We start from the raw sequence: 16,517 nt of genomic DNA, 5'->3' as shown, positions 1-16,517 counted from the left end.
AAAAATCCCAGCCTCTAAAGAAATTAATTGAATACTTCCGTTAATTGAGGAACAATCTGTTTCTTTCTAGATACAACCCCTTTTAAGAAAGCACGGTTATTTTCAAGTTTAACATTGAATGCTTTTTCTACCTGATCCATAGAATTACCAATAACCAGAAGTTCAGAATCGCTGCCTAGGATATCCGTAACGATTAGAACGAACAGCTCATAGCCGTTACTCTCATTTTCCGCTTTCATTGCTGCTTCCAGTTCTTTCTGACGACTTAATACTTCATTTAAATCAACTGTATTTACCTGTGCAACTCGTACGTTTTTATCCCCCATAGGGAAGCTTTTCGCATCAAGGTCCAGTAATGTTTCAGCCGATTTATCACTTAGGTTCGTACCGGCTTTCAACATGTCCAGTCCATATCCCTCTAAACTGATTTCAGCAATATCTGCCAGTTCATTTGCCGCTTTTATATCTTCTTCAGTACAAGTTGGTGATTTAAACAACAGTGTATCTGAAATAATTGCAGAAACCATCATTCCGGCAATTTGATTAGGAATCTCTACACTGCTTTCTTTAAACATTTTAAAGATAATTGTACTTGTGCAGCCTACTGGCTCAGCACGATAATATAGCGGATCTGCTGTTTCAAAATTTGCAATTCTATGGTGGTCTACTACTGAAAGAATTGTAAGATCTTTAATATCTGAAACACTTTGCTGAAATTCATTATGATCAACAAGCATTACTTCCTTTGTTTCCCCTCCTGCTGTTTCAATAATTTTCGGAGCAGAGACATTGAAATAATCCAAGGCATATTGGGTTTCCTCATTAGGTGTTCCCAAAGCCACGGGAACTGCATTTTTTCCTAATTCCTTTTGCAGGTAAGCAAAACTGATAGCCGCACCGATCGCATCTGTATCGGGGTTTTGATGGCCGAAAACAAAGATTTCTGACATAATTCTTTTCCACTCCTTATCTATCATTCATTATTAATAATAACAAAAAACTGAAAAGAAACAACACTTTTATAAGTGTTGGCGGACGTTCGATATAATTTTTCCAAATATTTGGAATTTTTCAGTAAAAAACAACCGAATACTGAATTTTCGGCTGTCTTCTGATTATTAAAAACTACTCTTCTATAGCAAGTTCCGTGGTCTAACGAGTTAAATAACCTTTATAGTCTTCTACATGCAACAATTTCTTTGCATTTTCGACACGGTCATCTGTTGGCGGATTAATCCCCTCTAATGGATAAGCCAGCCCCAAGTCATCCCATTTATATTTCCCCATTGTGTGATAAGGTAAAATTTCCAGTTTGTCTACATTATTCAGTGTCTTTACAAAATCATTTAGACGAATCAGATATTCGTCATAGTCACTTCGTTCTGGTACCAGCACATGTCGTATCCAGACTGGCTGATTAATCTCTGAAAGATACTCAGCCATCTCAAGAATATTTTCATTCCCCAAAGACGTCAGCAATTTATGCTGTTTATTATCAATATGTTTAATATCAAATAAAATCAGATCTGTATACTTCATTAACTCCTGAAACTGACTAAAAAATGGTTCTTCTCTTGTGAAAGGTTTCCCACAAGTATCCAGCGTTGTATTAATGCCCAGAGCTTTTGCTTTCTTGAATAAATCGATCAGAAAATCCATCTGCAGTAAAGGTTCACCACCGCTTACAGTAATACCGCCCTTTTCGCCCCAATAAGAACGATATTTAAGTGCTTCTTCCAATACTTCATCGGTTGTGACTTCTTTACCTCCGGAACCAATTTTCCAAGTATCAGGATTATGACAAAATTGACATCTCATACGACAACCTTGTGTAAATATAATAAACCGAACACCAGGACCATCTACAGTCCCGAAGTTTTCTGTAGAATGAATTCTACCTTTTACTGCTTCAGTCATAATTATCTTCTCTCATTTCTTTTAAAAGGTTGTAATAAGGAGGAAAAACAACAACAACCTTTACTTTATGTATTATATATTAAATGTTTGAATAAACGGCGGGACAGAAGCAGCCCTTTCGGAAATAAGCTGAATTCTTCTGTCCCGACCTCATTATTAGTGTCTTAAATTACAGTTTGTCATGTGAAGTTCTTGAAATAACATCTGCTTGCTGTTCAGGTGTTAAGTCACGGAATTTCACTGCGTATCCAGATACACGGATCGTCAGATTTGGATATTTTTCAGGATTCTTTTGAGCATCCAACAACAATTCATTTGTGAATACGTTAACGTTCAAGTGATAGCCGCCTTTGTCAAAGTAGCCGTCCATTACATTACGCAAGTTGTCGATACGTGTAGAATCATCTTTACCTAAACCGTTAGGATTGATTGTTTGTGTATTGGAAATACCATCTAATGCACATGTATATTCTAATCTTGCAGTTGAGTTCAATGAAGCCAACAGACCATTTTGTTCTCCCAGGAATTTACCGTCACGATAGCTTGGGTTTGCTCCTGGTGCAAGAGGCTTGCCTGCACGACGTCCATCAGGTGTGTTACCTGTTGCTTTCCCATAAACAACATTAGACGTAATAGTCAGTAATGAAGTTGTTGGGCGTGCATTGCGATACGTGTGCTGGCGTTTAATTTGAGTCATGAAGTACTCAAGAATCCAGTTAGCCATCTCATCGGCTTCTTCATTGTCGTTTCCGTATGTTGGGAATTCATTTTGCGGAACATAGTCTACAGCTAATCCATTTTCATCGCGGATAACTTGAACATTCCCATGTTTAATCGCCATTACTGAGTCAGCAGCATGTGAAATACCCGCAATACCTGTAGCAAACGTGCGTTTTAAATCACTTTCCATAAAGGCTAACTGTGGTGCTTCATATGCATATTTATCATGCATGAAGTGGATAACATTTAATGTATTTACATACAGTTCGGCCAACCAGTCCATGATATCTTTAAACTTATCGATAAATTCGTCAAAATCCAGTGTTTCACCAGTCATCGGACGGAATTTAGGAGCTACCTGCATCTTAGTCTTTTCATCTACACCACCGTTGATTGCGTAAAGAACAGCTTTAGCCAAGTTGGCACGAGCACCAAAGAATTGCATGTCTTTACCCATTACAGTTGCAGAAACACAACATGCGATTGCACAGTCATCAGAACCCCAGTTGGCACGCAATAAATCATCATTTTCAAATTGGATTGAAGAACTTTGTTTTGCGATCTTAGATGCATATGTTCTGAATCCTTCTGGTAAATGAGAAGAATACAATACTGTCAGGTTTGGTTCCGGAGATGGTCCCATGTTTGTTAGTGTATGAAGAATACGGAAGTCATTTTTAGTAACCAATGAACGTCCATCCAAGCCCATACCTGCAATAGATAGTGTTGCCCAGATTGGGTAACCTGAGAACAACTGGTTGTATTCAGGTGTACGTGCAAATTTCACCATACGAAGCTTCATAATCAAATGATCAATCATTTCCTGTGCGTCGAACTCAGTAATTGCACCATTGTCCAAATCGCGTTGGATATAAACATCAAGGAAAGCAGAGATACGTCCAATAGACATTGCTGCTCCATTTTGAGATTTGATTGCACCAAGATATCCAAAGTATAACCATTGGATTGCTTCTTGTGCGTTTGCTGCCGGTTTAGAAATATCACATCCATAAGTAGATGCCATTTTCTTCAAGTCAGCCATTGCTCTGATTTGTTCAGAAATTTCTTCTCTTAGACGGATTACATCGTCAGTCATTACTTTGTTGCCGGTATTGCTCAAGTCTTTCATTTTTTCTTCAATCAGACGATCCATACCATAAAGTGCAATACGACGGTAGTCGCCGATGATACGTCCGCGACCATAGGCATCAGGAAGACCAGTAATGATTTTATTTTTACGTGCAGCTCTCATTTCTGGAGTGTAAGCATCGAATACACCTTGGTTATGTGTTTTTCTCCACTCAGTAAAAATTTTAGTCATTTCATCATCAACTTCGTAACCGTTTGAAGTCAAAGAATTGTTGGCCATATTAATTCCGCCAAATGGCATGAACGCTTGTTTTAATGGAACATCTGTTTGAAGTCCTACGATTTTTTCTTCTTCCTCAATCAAATAACCTGGTGCATGTGAGGTAATTGTTGCAGGAATGTTTGTGTCCATATCGTAAACACCATTTTTATCATGCTGTACTTCAAATAGTTCCTGTAGTTTTGTCCATAGTTTATCAGTACTTGGTGCGATTGGTTCTAGGAAACTGTCATCACCTTTATATTCTGTATAGTTTCTTTGGATAAAATCACGCGTGTCTACTGAATTTTTCCACTTGTCGCCTTTAAAGCCTTTCCATTGCTCCATGTTGTGCCTCCTTATAATATGCTGTTAATAAACTATAACAGCTTTATGTGATAAGTATAACACATAACTGGATTTATGCAAGCCTTTACTTGTTATAATTTTAGCTAAACTAAATAAAATCCTCAAAAAACATTGATTACACTGGGTTTCATACGGATGTTTTTCTGTGATTTCTTTCACTTATTAGATTGATATTAAATTACAACTGTCTTTTTCTGTCCTAAAAAACACCCCTATCTGTATTAGTACAGATAGGGGTGTTTTTTATTTTTATAGAACAGAATCGTCTTCTATTGTTAGATTAACCAATGGATGGACTGAATGAATACCCAGCTCATCTTTTTCATTGATAATAAATGAACCGTTTGAATTTCGGTCATTAATTGGTGCTTTCTCAGAATCAATAATTATTCTGGTTCCTTTTTGTGTTTCAATCAACAGTTGTTTATCTGGAATGCTTTCACCCATATAAACAACCCTGTGAGGATTGCTTTTCAACTCACGCAATACCATAAGACCTCTTTTGGCTCTGCCCAGCTGATTTAATTCCTGCGCCAGCATTCGCTTCAAACTACCTCGTTGAGTCAGTATTGTAATCGATGTATCTCCTTCTCTGTATACGAGTAATCCATTAACCACAAAATCATTTTCTTTGAGATTCATTGATTTGACACCGGCAGCCTTTGCCCCCACAATTGGTACTTCAGATAAAGAATAACGCAGACCAAATCCCCGATGACTGACTAGGAAGACATCCCATACGGCCTGATTATCGGTATGACAAACGTTAACTACTTCGTCTTCAGCTGATTTAAGTTTCATACATGAAGCCGGCCGACTTCGATAGGTTCTCCAAGGCTCGAAGTCTGTCATTTTGGTTTGCTTAATCATTCCTTCTTTTGTGATGAAAACAAATGAAGAGTTTTCATCCAGTGCTTTATACGGATATACAGATATAATGGATTCATCAATTGCCATGCCTGCGATTGTTTGAGAAATATGCTCTCCGATATCCTTCCATCTCAGATCAGGCAGCTCATGAATTGGCCGATAAATGACATTTGCCTTATTGGTAATCAGAAGAAGGTGGTCAAGTGTATTCACTTCACCGACAAATATTGGAAAGTCCCCTTCCTTCATTCCAAGCTCTTCTGGTTTAGAAGCTGCGTATGAGCGCAAGCTGCTGCGCTTAATATAGCCTTCCTTTGTCACGGAGACAACAACATCCTCTTGTGAAACCAGTACTTCTGTCTCAATTTTAATCTCTTCTATTTCATCCTCTATTCGAGTGAAACGATCTGAGCTGTACTGCTTCTTCACCTCGCGTAATTCTTTTTTCATCACGTTCAGCAACATTTTTTCATCTTTTAAGATTGTAGACAACTCTTCTATTTGCTCATTCAATTCTTTTGCTTCTGACTGCAGCTGAGTGATGTCTGTATTAGTCAAGCGGTACAGTTGCAATGTCACAATCGCCTCAGCCTGCGCTTCAGAAAAGTCAAATGCCTTTACCAAGTTATCCTTTGCATTTTTTTTATCTTTACTGACCCGAATCGTTTCAATCACCTGATCGAGAATTGATAAGGCCTTAATCAGTCCATCAACTATATGTTGTCGCTTCTTCGCTTTTTCAAGCTCAAAACGGCTTCGATTGGTAATAACTTCCTTTCGGTGAGTGATGTAGCTCTCTAAAATACGTAAAAGCCCCACCTGATGAGGAGTCATCTTGTCAATAGCAACCATATTGAAGTTGTAATTGATTTGAAGCTCCGTGTTTTTAAACAGATAGTTTAGGATTCCCTCTGCATTTGTATCCTTCTTCAACTCAACGACAATTTGTAATCCTGTACGGTCTGATTCATCTCTTACTTCAGCAATACCGTCTATTTTTTTACTTAAACGAATTTCGTCCATTTTTTTCACTAAAACTGCCTTGTTTACTTCATAAGGAATTTCAGAAATAACGATCTGTTGTTTACCGCCCTTTAATTCTTCAATCCTGGTTTTAGATCGAAGGATCACTTTTCCTTTACCAGTTTCGTAGGCTTTTTTGATTTCATCTTTCCCCTGCAAAATTCCACCAGTTGGAAAATCCGGTCCGGGGATGTATTCCATCATTTTTTCCAGCGAAGCTTTTGGATGATCAATCAAATAGATTGTTCCGTCAATAACTTCAGTTAAATTATGCGGAGGGATTTCTGTAGCATACCCAGCTGAAATACCTGTAGAGCCATTTACCAGCAGATTGGGATATCTGGCAGGCAGAACAGTGGGCTCTTTTTCTGTATCATCAAAGTTCCAGACAAAATCCACTGTTTCCTTTTCAATATCCTGCAGCATTTCACCACTGAGTTTTGATAATCTTGCTTCCGTATAACGCATGGCAGCAGGCGGATCACCATCCATACTCCCATTGTTTCCGTGCATTTCAATCAGTACTTCCCGCAGTTTCCAGTCCTGACTGAGACGTACCATTGCTTCATAAATACTGCTGTCGCCATGAGGATGGTAATTCCCCATGATATTTCCGACAGACTTGGCTGATTTTCTAAAGCCTTTATCAAAGGTGTTTCCATCTTTATTCATTGAAAAAAGGATTCTTCGTTGTACAGGTTTTAAACCATCCCTGATATCCGGAAGGGCACGTTCTTGAATAATATATTTGGAATAGCGTCCAAAGCGGTCGCCCATCACTTCTTCAAGGGTTAATTCCTGAATTTCCTGGCGTTTTTCCAAAAAGGTCACTCCTTTTATTTGTTGAGAGTAATCGACTGTTTTTTCCTAATGGTCGATTGCTTTCATTCTGGTGGTCCGATGTCCCCATTCCTAGGCCAATAAATTGGCAAGGACTGCGGCACTCCTTTTAGTTTTTGACATCAAATGATTTTAATCATTTGCTTCTCTTTCATGGTCCGATGTCGATTTCTTCTACGTCGCTGCGCTCCTAGATCAATCGCACTCCTTTTAGTTTTTGACATCAAATGATTTTAATCGTTTAATTCTCTTTTATGGTCCGATGTCGATTTCTTCTACGTCACTGCGCTCCTTCATTCTGATCGAGGAGCGCAGTGAAACGAGAACCGTAGAGCAGCTTGTAGGAACATAGTGCTATGCCTCGAGTAACCGCAAAGGCAACATAATAGTGTATTTTAATTCAGTAGATTGTTCGACGCTAGTCTCAGCTGAACATTCAATCATAACACATGTTATTCGCACTTAACATAGTACGTTTCTATCAAGGATTGCAATGTAGCAAAAAAGACTGGATACACTGATACATATCTTGACATAGTACCTTTATTTTGAGCACTGCATGTAGTTTTACTGAACATTCTAATACAGTTCAGATATAAGAATAGTCACTATTCGTTATGACTCCATCAGCATTATTTTCTGCTTCCATTTTTATCAATATATGATATAGAAGCTTTGATTAATCTAAATCAAACAGCGTAATTTCTTCTCCTACAGCTGCTTCTGCTTCCTCTGGCTCTTCAGATGTATTTCCTTGTTCAACAACTACTGGTATTTCTTCATCTTGCTTATCCAATATGCTGCCTTCTTCTTCCAGTGTAAACTGTACATGCTTTTCAATCCATTCTCTACGGGGGGCCACTTTATCACCCATCAATGTAGAAACACGTCGTTCGGCCTTATCATCTTCATCAATATTTACACGAATTAAGGTTCTAGTCTCAGGATCCATTGTTGTTTCCCAAAGCTGGTCAGCATTCATTTCACCAAGACCTTTGTAGCGTTGCAGCATATAGCCTTTTCCAACTTTTTTGATTGCGTCTTCCAACTCATCATCTGTCCAGGCATATTCGATTACTTCTTTTTTTCCAGTACCTTTTGAAACTTTATATAGAGGCGGTAATGCAATATAAACTTTACCGGCTTTAATCAGCTGTTTCATATAGCGATAGAAAAACGTCAGAAGCAATACCTGAATATGTGCACCATCTGTATCCGCATCAGTCATGATAATTACTTTATCATAGTTGCAGTCTTCAACTGAGAATTCTGCGCCAACTCCTGCGCCAATCGTATAAATCATTGTATTAATTTCTTCATTCTTTAAAATATCCTGCATTTTAGCTTTTTCTGTATTTAAAACTTTACCTCGTAATGGCAGGATTGCCTGAAATTTCCGGTCTCGTCCCTGTTTCGCAGAGCCTCCGGCAGAATCCCCCTCCACCAGATAAAGTTCATTCCGTTTTGGATTGCGTGACTGAGCAGGCGTTAGTTTTCCGGAAAGAAGAGATTCTTTCTTCTTTTTCTTGCCGTTTCGACTCTCTTCTCTGGCTTTTCTGGCAGCTTCTCTGGCTTCTCTGGCTTTGATTGCCTTACGAATCAGCATCTGACTTAAATCGTTGTTTTCCTGCAGATAAAAAACCATCTGCTCGCTGATCACTGTATCCACTGCATTACGTGCTGCGGGAGTTCCCAGCTTTTCTTTTGTCTGACCTTCAAACTGAAGCAGATTTTCGGGGACACGTATAGACAGCACTGCTGCCAAACCTTCTCTAAAATCACTACCCTCCAGATTTTTATCTTTTTCTTTTAAAAGCCCGACTTTTCTGGCATATTCGTTGTAGGATTTCGTCATTGATGTCTTCATCCCGACTTCATGTGTTCCGCCATCTTTAGTTCGCACATTATTAACAAATGAAAGTACATTTTCAGAAAATCCATCATTATATTGATAAGCAAGCTCAACTTCAATCCCATCTTTTTCGCCGGAAAAATAGACAACCGGTGTCAGCGGATCTTTCTCATCATTTAGATATTCAACAAACTCTTTGATCCCTTCCTCATAATAGAACGTCTCTTCTCTCACTTCATCTTCTCTTAAATCGGTCAGAATAATCTTAACTCCTTTTAAAAGAAAAGCAGATTCGCGTAAACGTCCGGCCAAGGTTTCATAAGAAAATTTGATAGTTGAAAAAATACCTGTATCCGGAAGGAAGGTAACTGTCGTTCCATTCTTTTTCTTGGTTTTTCCGACTTTTTTTAATTTTCCGACTGGTTTTCCGCCATCTTTAAATCGCGCAGCGTATTCAATTCCGTCACGGTTAATTCGAACTTCCAGCCATTCAGATAGTGCATTAACAACACTTGCCCCCACTCCGTGGAGTCCTCCGGAGGTCTTGTAGCCTCCTTGTCCAAATTTACCGCCGGCATGAAGTACAGTGAAGATAACCTGAACTGTTGGTATTCCGGATGCATGCATTCCGACAGGCATTCCCCGTCCTGAATCTTCTACAGTAATACTGCCGTCCTTGTTAAGCGTTACTTTAATTACATCTCCAAATCCGGATAGAACTTCATCCACTGCATTGTCAACAATCTCGTAGACTAAGTGATGCAAGCCTCTGCTATCTGTAGAGCCGATGTACATCCCAGGACGTTTCCGAACTGCTTCAAGCCCTTCCAAAACCTGAATCGATGAATCATTATATTCATTATTTACTTTCTTCACCAAAGAAAAAACTCCTTATACTTGAATTATCACGGCTCTAAAGCCATATCATTACAATAATACTCTAAAAGCTCTCAAAAAAAAAGAGCTTTCCGAAATGGGGGCTCTTTCTTAATAATATACACTAACAATTAAGAAAACATTTTTGACAGTTCGATCTTTATACACCGATTCATGATAATATCATTTCGACCGGCATTTTTCAACAATTCAGCAGCTTCTTCACTTTCGAGTCCCAATTGTGCCCAAAAGACGCTTGCATCCGTCTGAATAAACTCCTCAGCAACTTCCGGTAAAAATTCGCTTCTTCTGAAAACATCAACGATATCAATTTTGCCTGGAACTGACAGTAGATCCTTGTATACTTTCTCTCCCAGAATTTCCTGACCTTCAAGGACGGGATTTACAGGAATTATTTCATAACCATTTTCCTGCAGCAGTTTTGCAATTTGGTAACTCGTCCGTTCTTCTTTATTGCTTAAACCTACAACCGCAATTCTTTTCGCATCCTTCAAATAAGCAACTATCTGTTCCTGCTTCGGATTATGAAAAACCATGTTTGATCAACCTTCTCTTGTTTTATTTTTTTATGTATACACATTTATTAATTCAACATATATAACATAGCATTTTTTCAGCAAATTTGGAATATTTTGGGCTTCAAAAAGATGAAAATACCTACTATCGGCAGCCGTTTTGCAGTTTTTGGTATTGTCTTTCTCTTTTATTTAGTCAAAAACCTGATTTTACCTACCTGTTGTTTCCTGATCGTTTTTATAAAATTACTTGAATCACTCGACTTTTACTAATCGAATTCGTTTAAATAAATTCAGGATTGTTCCTGAAATTCTTTCATGATAAAATGAACCTTAGTTTGAGTAAAGAAAGGGGCAAAGGTATGAAACTGGTATTATTACTGTTCATCGCCTATCTATTAGGGTCCATTCCATCAGGAGTCTGGATCGGAAAAATCTTTTTTAAAAAAGACATTCGTAATTTTGGAAGTGGAAATATGGGAACCACGAATACTTTTCGTGTATTGGGAAAAGTTGCAGGAACCGTGGTGCTCTTAATGGATATTTTAAAAGGAACCTTGGCAACAAGTCTTCCAATTATTTTTTCACTGTCAGTGAATCCGCTGATTTTTGGTGTTGCAGCAGTACTTGGACACACATTTCCGATATTTGCCAAGTTTAAAGGTGGAAAAGCTGTCGCTACTAGCGCAGGGATGATTTTGGCTTATAATCCGCTCTTTTTTATTTATTCAGCAGCTATTTTTGTTGTCTTGCTGTTTACTTGCAGCATGGTTAGTCTTACAAGTATGATCAGTGCAGTTTTAATTACACTTTCGACTATTTTCCTGCCATATGTCTGCCCGGCTATACTGCCCCATTTCGACTGGCTTCTGACAATAATTGCTGCTAGCTTGACAATTTTTATTTTTATTCGTCATAAAGCGAATATCAGCCGAATAAAAAATGGAACTGAAAGCAAAGTACCCTTTGGTTTAAATAAGGAAAAAGAACAGTGAGATACTGCTGTTCTCCGGAAGCAGACAATACATCTGTCATCCTTGGAGAGCAGCGTACTCACTGTTTTTGTTATTTTACAGAAATGACGTAATTCGTTTTGAATTCTTCTGCAGGTTTCAACTGATTTACAGCAAATTTATCTTCCAGCTGTCCATCACTGTTCACCGTATCAGCGATTCCCCACCAAGGTTCAATACAGACAAACGGAGCTTCTTTCTCATAGGGAGACCAGATACCAACGAACGGAATATCCTCGTATTTCAACGTAACACTGTGTTCACTTCCATCACTTTTAATTGTAACAGCCGTTTTTCCCGGAGTTTCATAGATCAGCGCATCATCAACAAAAAGCTCCCGGTTCAAGTCTAAATCAGCGACTGTCTGACCTAATGTTTTATGTTCTAAATCAGCAAACGGTCCTGACAAAGGAATTTGAATACGATTCATTTTAGGTGCCAATGATAAATAGTAATCATTAAAAGTCAGATGCTTTTCCAATGGAATGTTAAATGCAGGATGTCCGCCAATCGAAAATAACATCTCTTCTTTTCCAGTATTGATTACTTGATAGCTGACAACCAGTTCTGTTCCCTCTATTGCATAGGACAGTACCAGTTCAAAATCAAAGGGATACACTTTCTTTGTTTCTTTCGTACTTTTCAATGAAAGTGAAACTGAGCCTTCTCCTTTTTCAATCACATCAAAAACCTGATCACGAGCAAAACCATGCTGTCCCATGGAATAAGACTTATTTTTGTAGCTGTACTGATCGTTTTTCAGTCGCCCGACAAAAGGGAACAGTACAGGCGCATGTCTGCCCCAAAATGCAGGATTCCCCTGCCAAATATATTCAATTCCTGAATCTCTATCCTTCAGACTAACTAGCTCTGCCCCTTCTTCGGCAATTACTGCAGTAAGCTTCTCATTTTCGATAATAACGGTCATTATTTGTCCCTACTTCCGTTTTTTGTCTAATTCTTTACTAAACTGTTTGTTTAAAATCTTGAGGTATGTTCCTTTCATTCCCAAAGAACGTGATTCAATAATACCAGCAGATTCCAATTTTCTCAAAGCATTTACAATAACTGAACGAGTAATACCGATTTCATCTGCAACACTGGAAGCAGTTAAGCGTCCTTCTTCCCCATCCAATGCCTGAAAAATAGCTTGAACTGCTTTTAATTCACTGTAGGAAAGGGTGTTTATTGCCATTTGAACGGCTGTTGCACTTCGTACTTCTGCCTCAATATTTCGTGACTGCTGATAAAGAATCTGCATACCGACAACAGTTGCACTGTATTCTGCCAGCACCAAATCGTCATCAGCGAATGATTCTTCCACTCTTGCAAGGATCATTGTTCCCAGTCGTTCTCCTGCTCCGAACACAGGAACAACTGTTGTCCAGCCTTGAGGGTATTTATCCCGTAATTCAACAGGGAAAGCAGTCAGATCACTGTCTATTTGAATATTCGCTTCTGTTTTCTGCAGGATAGCTACTGCATCTGTATAACTTTGAGGAAATTTCTTCTCTTCAAACATATGCTTTACTCTCGCATTATTCACATCAAGCTTTTCTGTATAGCCTAACAATTCCCCACTGCTGCTGATAATATAAACATTACTTATTAAAACATCCCCCAAGCTGATAGCCATTTTATCATAGGGCAAATCGGTTTCCGAATCAAAGGTATTTTTTTGTTGCAGCAAACGGTTAATCTGGCGTGTTCTATCCAATAATGTATCCATTTTCCTACCCCATTTCCTTTTTTATTTATAAAATATAACGACTTAAATCTTCATTTTTAGCTATATCTTCCAGCTTATCATTCACATAACTTTCTGTAATGGCGATTTCACCCATCTGCATATCAGGAGCCTCAAAGAGCAGGTCTTCCAGCAAACGTTCTAAAATTGTATGAAGTCTTCTGGCACCAATGTTATCTGTTTCACGATTCACATTAAAAGCAATATGAGCAATGCGTTCAACCGCCTCTTGTGTAAACGTCACTTTAACATTTTCTGTACCAATCAATGCCATATATTGTTTAATCAGCGCATTGTTGGGTTCAGTCAGAATACGAATAAAATCTTCAGAGGTTAAATCCTCCAGCTCCACTCGAATCGGGAACCGCCCTTGAAGTTCAGGAATCAAATCACTTGGTTTTGATAAATGAAAGGCCCCTGAAGCGATAAAGAGAATATGATCTGTTTGTATGACGCCATATTTTGTATTAACCTGCGATCCCTCCACAATTGGTAAAATATCTCTTTGAACACCTTCACGGGAGACTTCTCCGGAATTTTGCTGATTTTTCGTAGTAATCTTGTCAAACTCATCAATAAAGATAATTCCGCTTGATTCAGCAAGCTTAATTGCTGCACTGTGAATATCTGCATCATTGACAATTTTTGCTGATTCTTCTTTTATCAGCAGCTCCTGCGCTTCCTTTACTGTGACGGTCCGCTCAACTTTTTTTCTTGGAGATAAAGCACCTAATGTCTCATTCAAATCTATCCCCATTTGTTCCATTCCAGCATTCATCATCGGCATAGTTTTCTTTGGTTCATTCATTTCAATGGTTACTTCGCGTTTATCCAACAGCCCTTTTTCCAACTGCTCCAAAATAGTTTTACGATTTATCTTGATTTCTTCTGTTACTTCCTCCTGAGGCTCTTCCGGCTGCTGAGGTGCACTGAACATTTTCATCATCTGATCGAACTGATTGCCTGATTGTTTTTGTTCCTTTTTAATTCCCGGCACAAGAACTTTTACCAGACGCACGTTTGCCCGTTTCAATGCCTGTGAATAAACATTACTGTATTGTTGTTTTTCGACAATTTTTATTGCATTTTCCACCAAATCTCTAACCATGGATTCTACATCACGACCCACATAACCGACTTCGGTAAATTTTGTTGCCTCCACCTTAATAAATGGTGCATTAACAATTGTTGCCAGACGGCGAGCGATTTCTGTCTTCCCCACACCCGTCGGACCAATCATTAAAAGATTTTTTGGTGTCACATCCTGCTGCATTTTTTCATCCAGCTGCAACCGACGATATCGGTTTCTTAATGCAACCGCTACCGATTTTTTCGCTTTATTCTGACCAATAATATATTCATCAAGTTCTTTAACAATTTCTCTTGGCGTTTTATTTAATTCAGTCATTCGTTATCCCTCATTTTATATTTCTTCTACAATGATATTATGGTTCGTAAATACACAAATGTCTGCTGCAATATTCAAGGCATTTTCAGCAATTTCTTTTGCGGTCATTTTATCGTTCCCATAGGTTTTCATCGCCCGAGCAGCGGATAAAGCAAAATTTCCGCCGGAGCCAATTGCCAGTATTCCGTCATCAGGTGTAATAACTTCCCCTGTTCCGGATACAAGGAGCATTTCCTTTTTATTCATGACAATCAGCATAGCTTCCAGCTTCTGCATGGATTGCTGTGTTCGCCATTCCTGAGCCAGCTCTACTGCAGCACGAGTCAGATTGCCGTTATATTCATTTAATTTTCCTTCAAATTTTTCTTCAAGAGTAAATGCGTCCGCAACGCTTCCGGCAAACCCCACAATGACTTCATCATTATAGATTCGTCTTACTTTCTTTGCGCTGCCTTTCATAACTACGGACTCTCCCATGGTTACCTGACCATCTCCGGCCATGGCAAATTTTCCATCTTTTTCTACTGCACAGATTGTTGTTGAATGAAACTGTGATTCTACCATTCTATTTCCTCCTTAACCGACATCCTAAGCACGAGGATGAAAGTTTCGATAATTCTTTTGCAGGCTTTCCCGTGTAACATGAGCATATATTTGTGTGGTAGACAGGTTCGCATGTCCAAGTAATTCTTGGACTGTCCGCATATCTGCACCGTTGTTCAATAGATGAGTGGCAAATGTATGCCGCAGCATATGCGGATGAATGTCTGTATTCAAGCTGCTTTTTTTCATCAGCTGATTCAGAACATACTCAATCCCTGTTGGCGTAATCGGATCACCATGGTGATTGACAAATACAAAGTCATGTTCTTTCCCGTATTTTTCCATCAAGGGTTTCCGTCCATTTTCCAGATAGTTTGTCAGAGTGTCAGCAGCAAACGATCCAAACGGTACATAACGGTCCTTATTACCCTTCCCTGTAATAAACAGAGTACTCATCGGGAAATCTATTCTTTGCAAAGTCAGTGAAGCACATTCGCTTAAACGAATTCCAGTACCATATAAAACCTCAAGCAAGCTCTGGTTCCTTAATTCAAGCGGTTTATCTCCCTGCGCACTGTCGAACAGAGCCGTCATTTCTTTCTCATAAAAAAAACGAGGCAGACGCTGCTGCTTCCTTCTTAAATGGACATAGGAAAACGGGTTTTCAGTCAGTTGTTCATTTTTTAACAAAAATTGGTAAAAAGAACGCAGACTAGCTACTTTTCGACCTACAGAATTTCTGCTGTACTGCTCATCATAGAGTTTCCCAAGATAAACGCGAACATCCAGATGATCAACAGAAAAGTAATTTTCATTCCCTGTTTCTTTCAAAAAGTGCATGAAGTGGTTCAAATCACTCTCATAAGCAATCTTCGTTTTTTCGGAATATCCTTTCTCAACAATCAAATAGTTTAAAAAAAGTTCCGGCCAGTTTTTCTCTGTCATGAAACCCCCTCCAATAATTACACTGTTACTTTAGCATAACGAATTTTAAAAGACAAATAAATTGTCAGAATTTAATCAATATTTCTAAATTTTTTCACAATTCTAATCCTTTCCTTAATAACAGTTGATTTTCTATAAAATATAAGTATATAAAAAACTGCTCCTTATTCATAAGAAACAGGCTGAGTATATGTCTTTGAGAGGTACCTCAGCTTTAAACAGATTTGATTTTTTTCAGAATGACTCTTTTCAAATTACTGCTCTAATTTTAAAAGCGGTTCCAATTCTTTCTGCTAATACTCATTAAACAAATATTTATTCCATGAATGTTCTTCCTAAATCCAGTAGAACGTTCCGATACAAAAAATAAATACTCGGATTTAACTTGGCTCTATAATTTATTGGACTGATAGAAAAAAATCTATCGGTCCTATTTTCTCATTAAAAAACAAGGAAGACACACAACATTTCCGCTAGAATAGAATCACCACAAAACCAACTAGAAAGGAA

Annotated in this window: 12 protein-coding genes; 1 reads left to right on the top strand and 11 read right to left on the bottom strand. The window is 38.5% G+C overall.

Annotation, left to right across the window (positions count from 1 at the left end; translation table 11 throughout):
- Positions 1-23 precede the first annotated feature (23 nt).
- From LI954_RS11575 to LI954_RS11550, 6 genes are all read right to left on the bottom strand, one after another.
- On the bottom strand, positions 24-950 hold the full coding sequence (locus LI954_RS11575) for a manganese-dependent inorganic pyrophosphatase (protein ID WP_202068868.1): 927 nt from the start codon (positions 948-950) through the stop codon (positions 24-26).
- A gap of 202 nt (positions 951-1,152) precedes the next feature.
- Positions 1,153-1,917: a pyruvate formate-lyase-activating protein gene (gene pflA / locus LI954_RS11570; protein WP_202068870.1), complete on the bottom strand. Its 765-nt coding sequence runs from the start codon at positions 1,915-1,917 to the stop codon at positions 1,153-1,155.
- Between the two features lie 169 nt (positions 1,918-2,086).
- On the bottom strand, positions 2,087-4,333 hold the full coding sequence (gene pflB, locus LI954_RS11565) for a formate C-acetyltransferase (protein WP_229444548.1): 2,247 nt from the start codon (positions 4,331-4,333) through the stop codon (positions 2,087-2,089).
- 270 nt (positions 4,334-4,603) lie between these two features.
- Entirely contained in the window at positions 4,604-7,069 is a 2,466-nt protein-coding gene (parC, locus tag LI954_RS11560; protein ID WP_229444547.1) for a DNA topoisomerase IV subunit A, read from the bottom strand.
- Positions 7,070-7,766: 697 nt separating this feature from the next.
- Positions 7,767-9,818 (bottom strand): DNA topoisomerase IV subunit B, encoded by a 2,052-nt coding sequence (parE, locus tag LI954_RS11555; RefSeq protein ID WP_229444546.1) that lies wholly within the window; start codon positions 9,816-9,818, stop codon positions 7,767-7,769.
- A 128-nt stretch (positions 9,819-9,946) separates the two neighbouring features.
- The gene (locus LI954_RS11550; protein ID WP_202068878.1) at positions 9,947-10,372 is read right to left on the bottom strand and encodes a CoA-binding protein; all 426 of its coding nucleotides are present in this window, start codon (positions 10,370-10,372) and stop codon (positions 9,947-9,949) included.
- 341 nt (positions 10,373-10,713) lie between these two features.
- Between LI954_RS11550 and plsY the strand changes: the two genes are divergently transcribed.
- Entirely contained in the window at positions 10,714-11,346 is a 633-nt protein-coding gene (gene plsY / locus LI954_RS11545; protein WP_202068880.1) for a glycerol-3-phosphate 1-O-acyltransferase PlsY, read from the top strand.
- Positions 11,347-11,416: 70 nt separating this feature from the next.
- Here the strand turns inward: plsY and LI954_RS11540 are convergent, their stop codons facing one another.
- From LI954_RS11540 to xerC, 5 genes are read right to left on the bottom strand one after another with little or no spacing between them, the layout of a single operon-like run.
- A complete protein-coding gene (locus LI954_RS11540) occupies positions 11,417-12,292 on the bottom strand; it encodes an aldose 1-epimerase family protein (protein ID WP_202068882.1) in 876 nt (291 codons plus the stop codon).
- 9 nt (positions 12,293-12,301) lie between these two features.
- Positions 12,302-13,093, bottom strand: a complete 792-nt coding sequence (gene codY, locus LI954_RS11535; protein WP_202068884.1) for a GTP-sensing pleiotropic transcriptional regulator CodY — start codon at positions 13,091-13,093, stop codon at positions 12,302-12,304.
- A 25-nt stretch (positions 13,094-13,118) separates the two neighbouring features.
- Positions 13,119-14,519 (bottom strand): ATP-dependent protease ATPase subunit HslU, encoded by a 1,401-nt coding sequence (hslU, locus tag LI954_RS11530; protein ID WP_229444545.1) that lies wholly within the window; start codon positions 14,517-14,519, stop codon positions 13,119-13,121.
- A 15-nt stretch (positions 14,520-14,534) separates the two neighbouring features.
- Positions 14,535-15,083: an ATP-dependent protease subunit HslV gene (hslV, locus tag LI954_RS11525; protein ID WP_202068886.1), complete on the bottom strand. Its 549-nt coding sequence runs from the start codon at positions 15,081-15,083 to the stop codon at positions 14,535-14,537.
- 24 nt (positions 15,084-15,107) lie between these two features.
- Positions 15,108-16,007 (bottom strand): tyrosine recombinase XerC, encoded by a 900-nt coding sequence (xerC, locus tag LI954_RS11520; protein ID WP_202068887.1) that lies wholly within the window; start codon positions 16,005-16,007, stop codon positions 15,108-15,110.
- Between the last annotated feature and the right edge of the window lie 510 nt (positions 16,008-16,517).

The sequence above is a fragment of the Enterococcus sp. CWB-B31 genome, from assembly GCF_020567645.1.
Taxonomy (GTDB): Bacteria; Bacillota; Bacilli; order Lactobacillales; family Enterococcaceae; genus Enterococcus_L.
This window is presented reverse-complemented; position numbering and strand designations above follow the sequence as displayed.

Excerpts from the sequence above, each read along its gene's own strand:
- LI954_RS11540 (WP_202068882.1), bottom strand. The coding sequence starts at position 12,292 with ATGACCGTTATTATCGAAAATGAGAAGCTTACTGCAGTAATTGCCGAA.
- hslU (WP_229444545.1), bottom strand. The coding sequence starts at position 14,519 with ATGACTGAATTAAATAAAACGCCAAGAGAAATTGTTAAAGAACTTGAT.
- plsY (WP_202068880.1), top strand. The coding sequence starts at position 10,714 with ATGAAACTGGTATTATTACTGTTCATCGCCTATCTATTAGGGTCCATT.
- codY (WP_202068884.1), bottom strand. The coding sequence starts at position 13,093 with ATGGATACATTATTGGATAGAACACGCCAGATTAACCGTTTGCTGCAA.
- pflA (WP_202068870.1), bottom strand. The coding sequence starts at position 1,917 with ATGACTGAAGCAGTAAAAGGTAGAATTCATTCTACAGAAAACTTCGGG.
- hslV (WP_202068886.1), bottom strand. The coding sequence starts at position 15,083 with ATGGTAGAATCACAGTTTCATTCAACAACAATCTGTGCAGTAGAAAAA.
- pflB (WP_229444548.1), bottom strand. The coding sequence starts at position 4,333 with ATGGAGCAATGGAAAGGCTTTAAAGGCGACAAGTGGAAAAATTCAGTA.
- LI954_RS11550 (WP_202068878.1), bottom strand. The coding sequence starts at position 10,372 with ATGGTTTTTCATAATCCGAAGCAGGAACAGATAGTTGCTTATTTGAAG.
- LI954_RS11575 (WP_202068868.1), bottom strand. The coding sequence starts at position 950 with ATGTCAGAAATCTTTGTTTTCGGCCATCAAAACCCCGATACAGATGCG.
- xerC (WP_202068887.1), bottom strand. The coding sequence starts at position 16,007 with ATGACAGAGAAAAACTGGCCGGAACTTTTTTTAAACTATTTGATTGTT.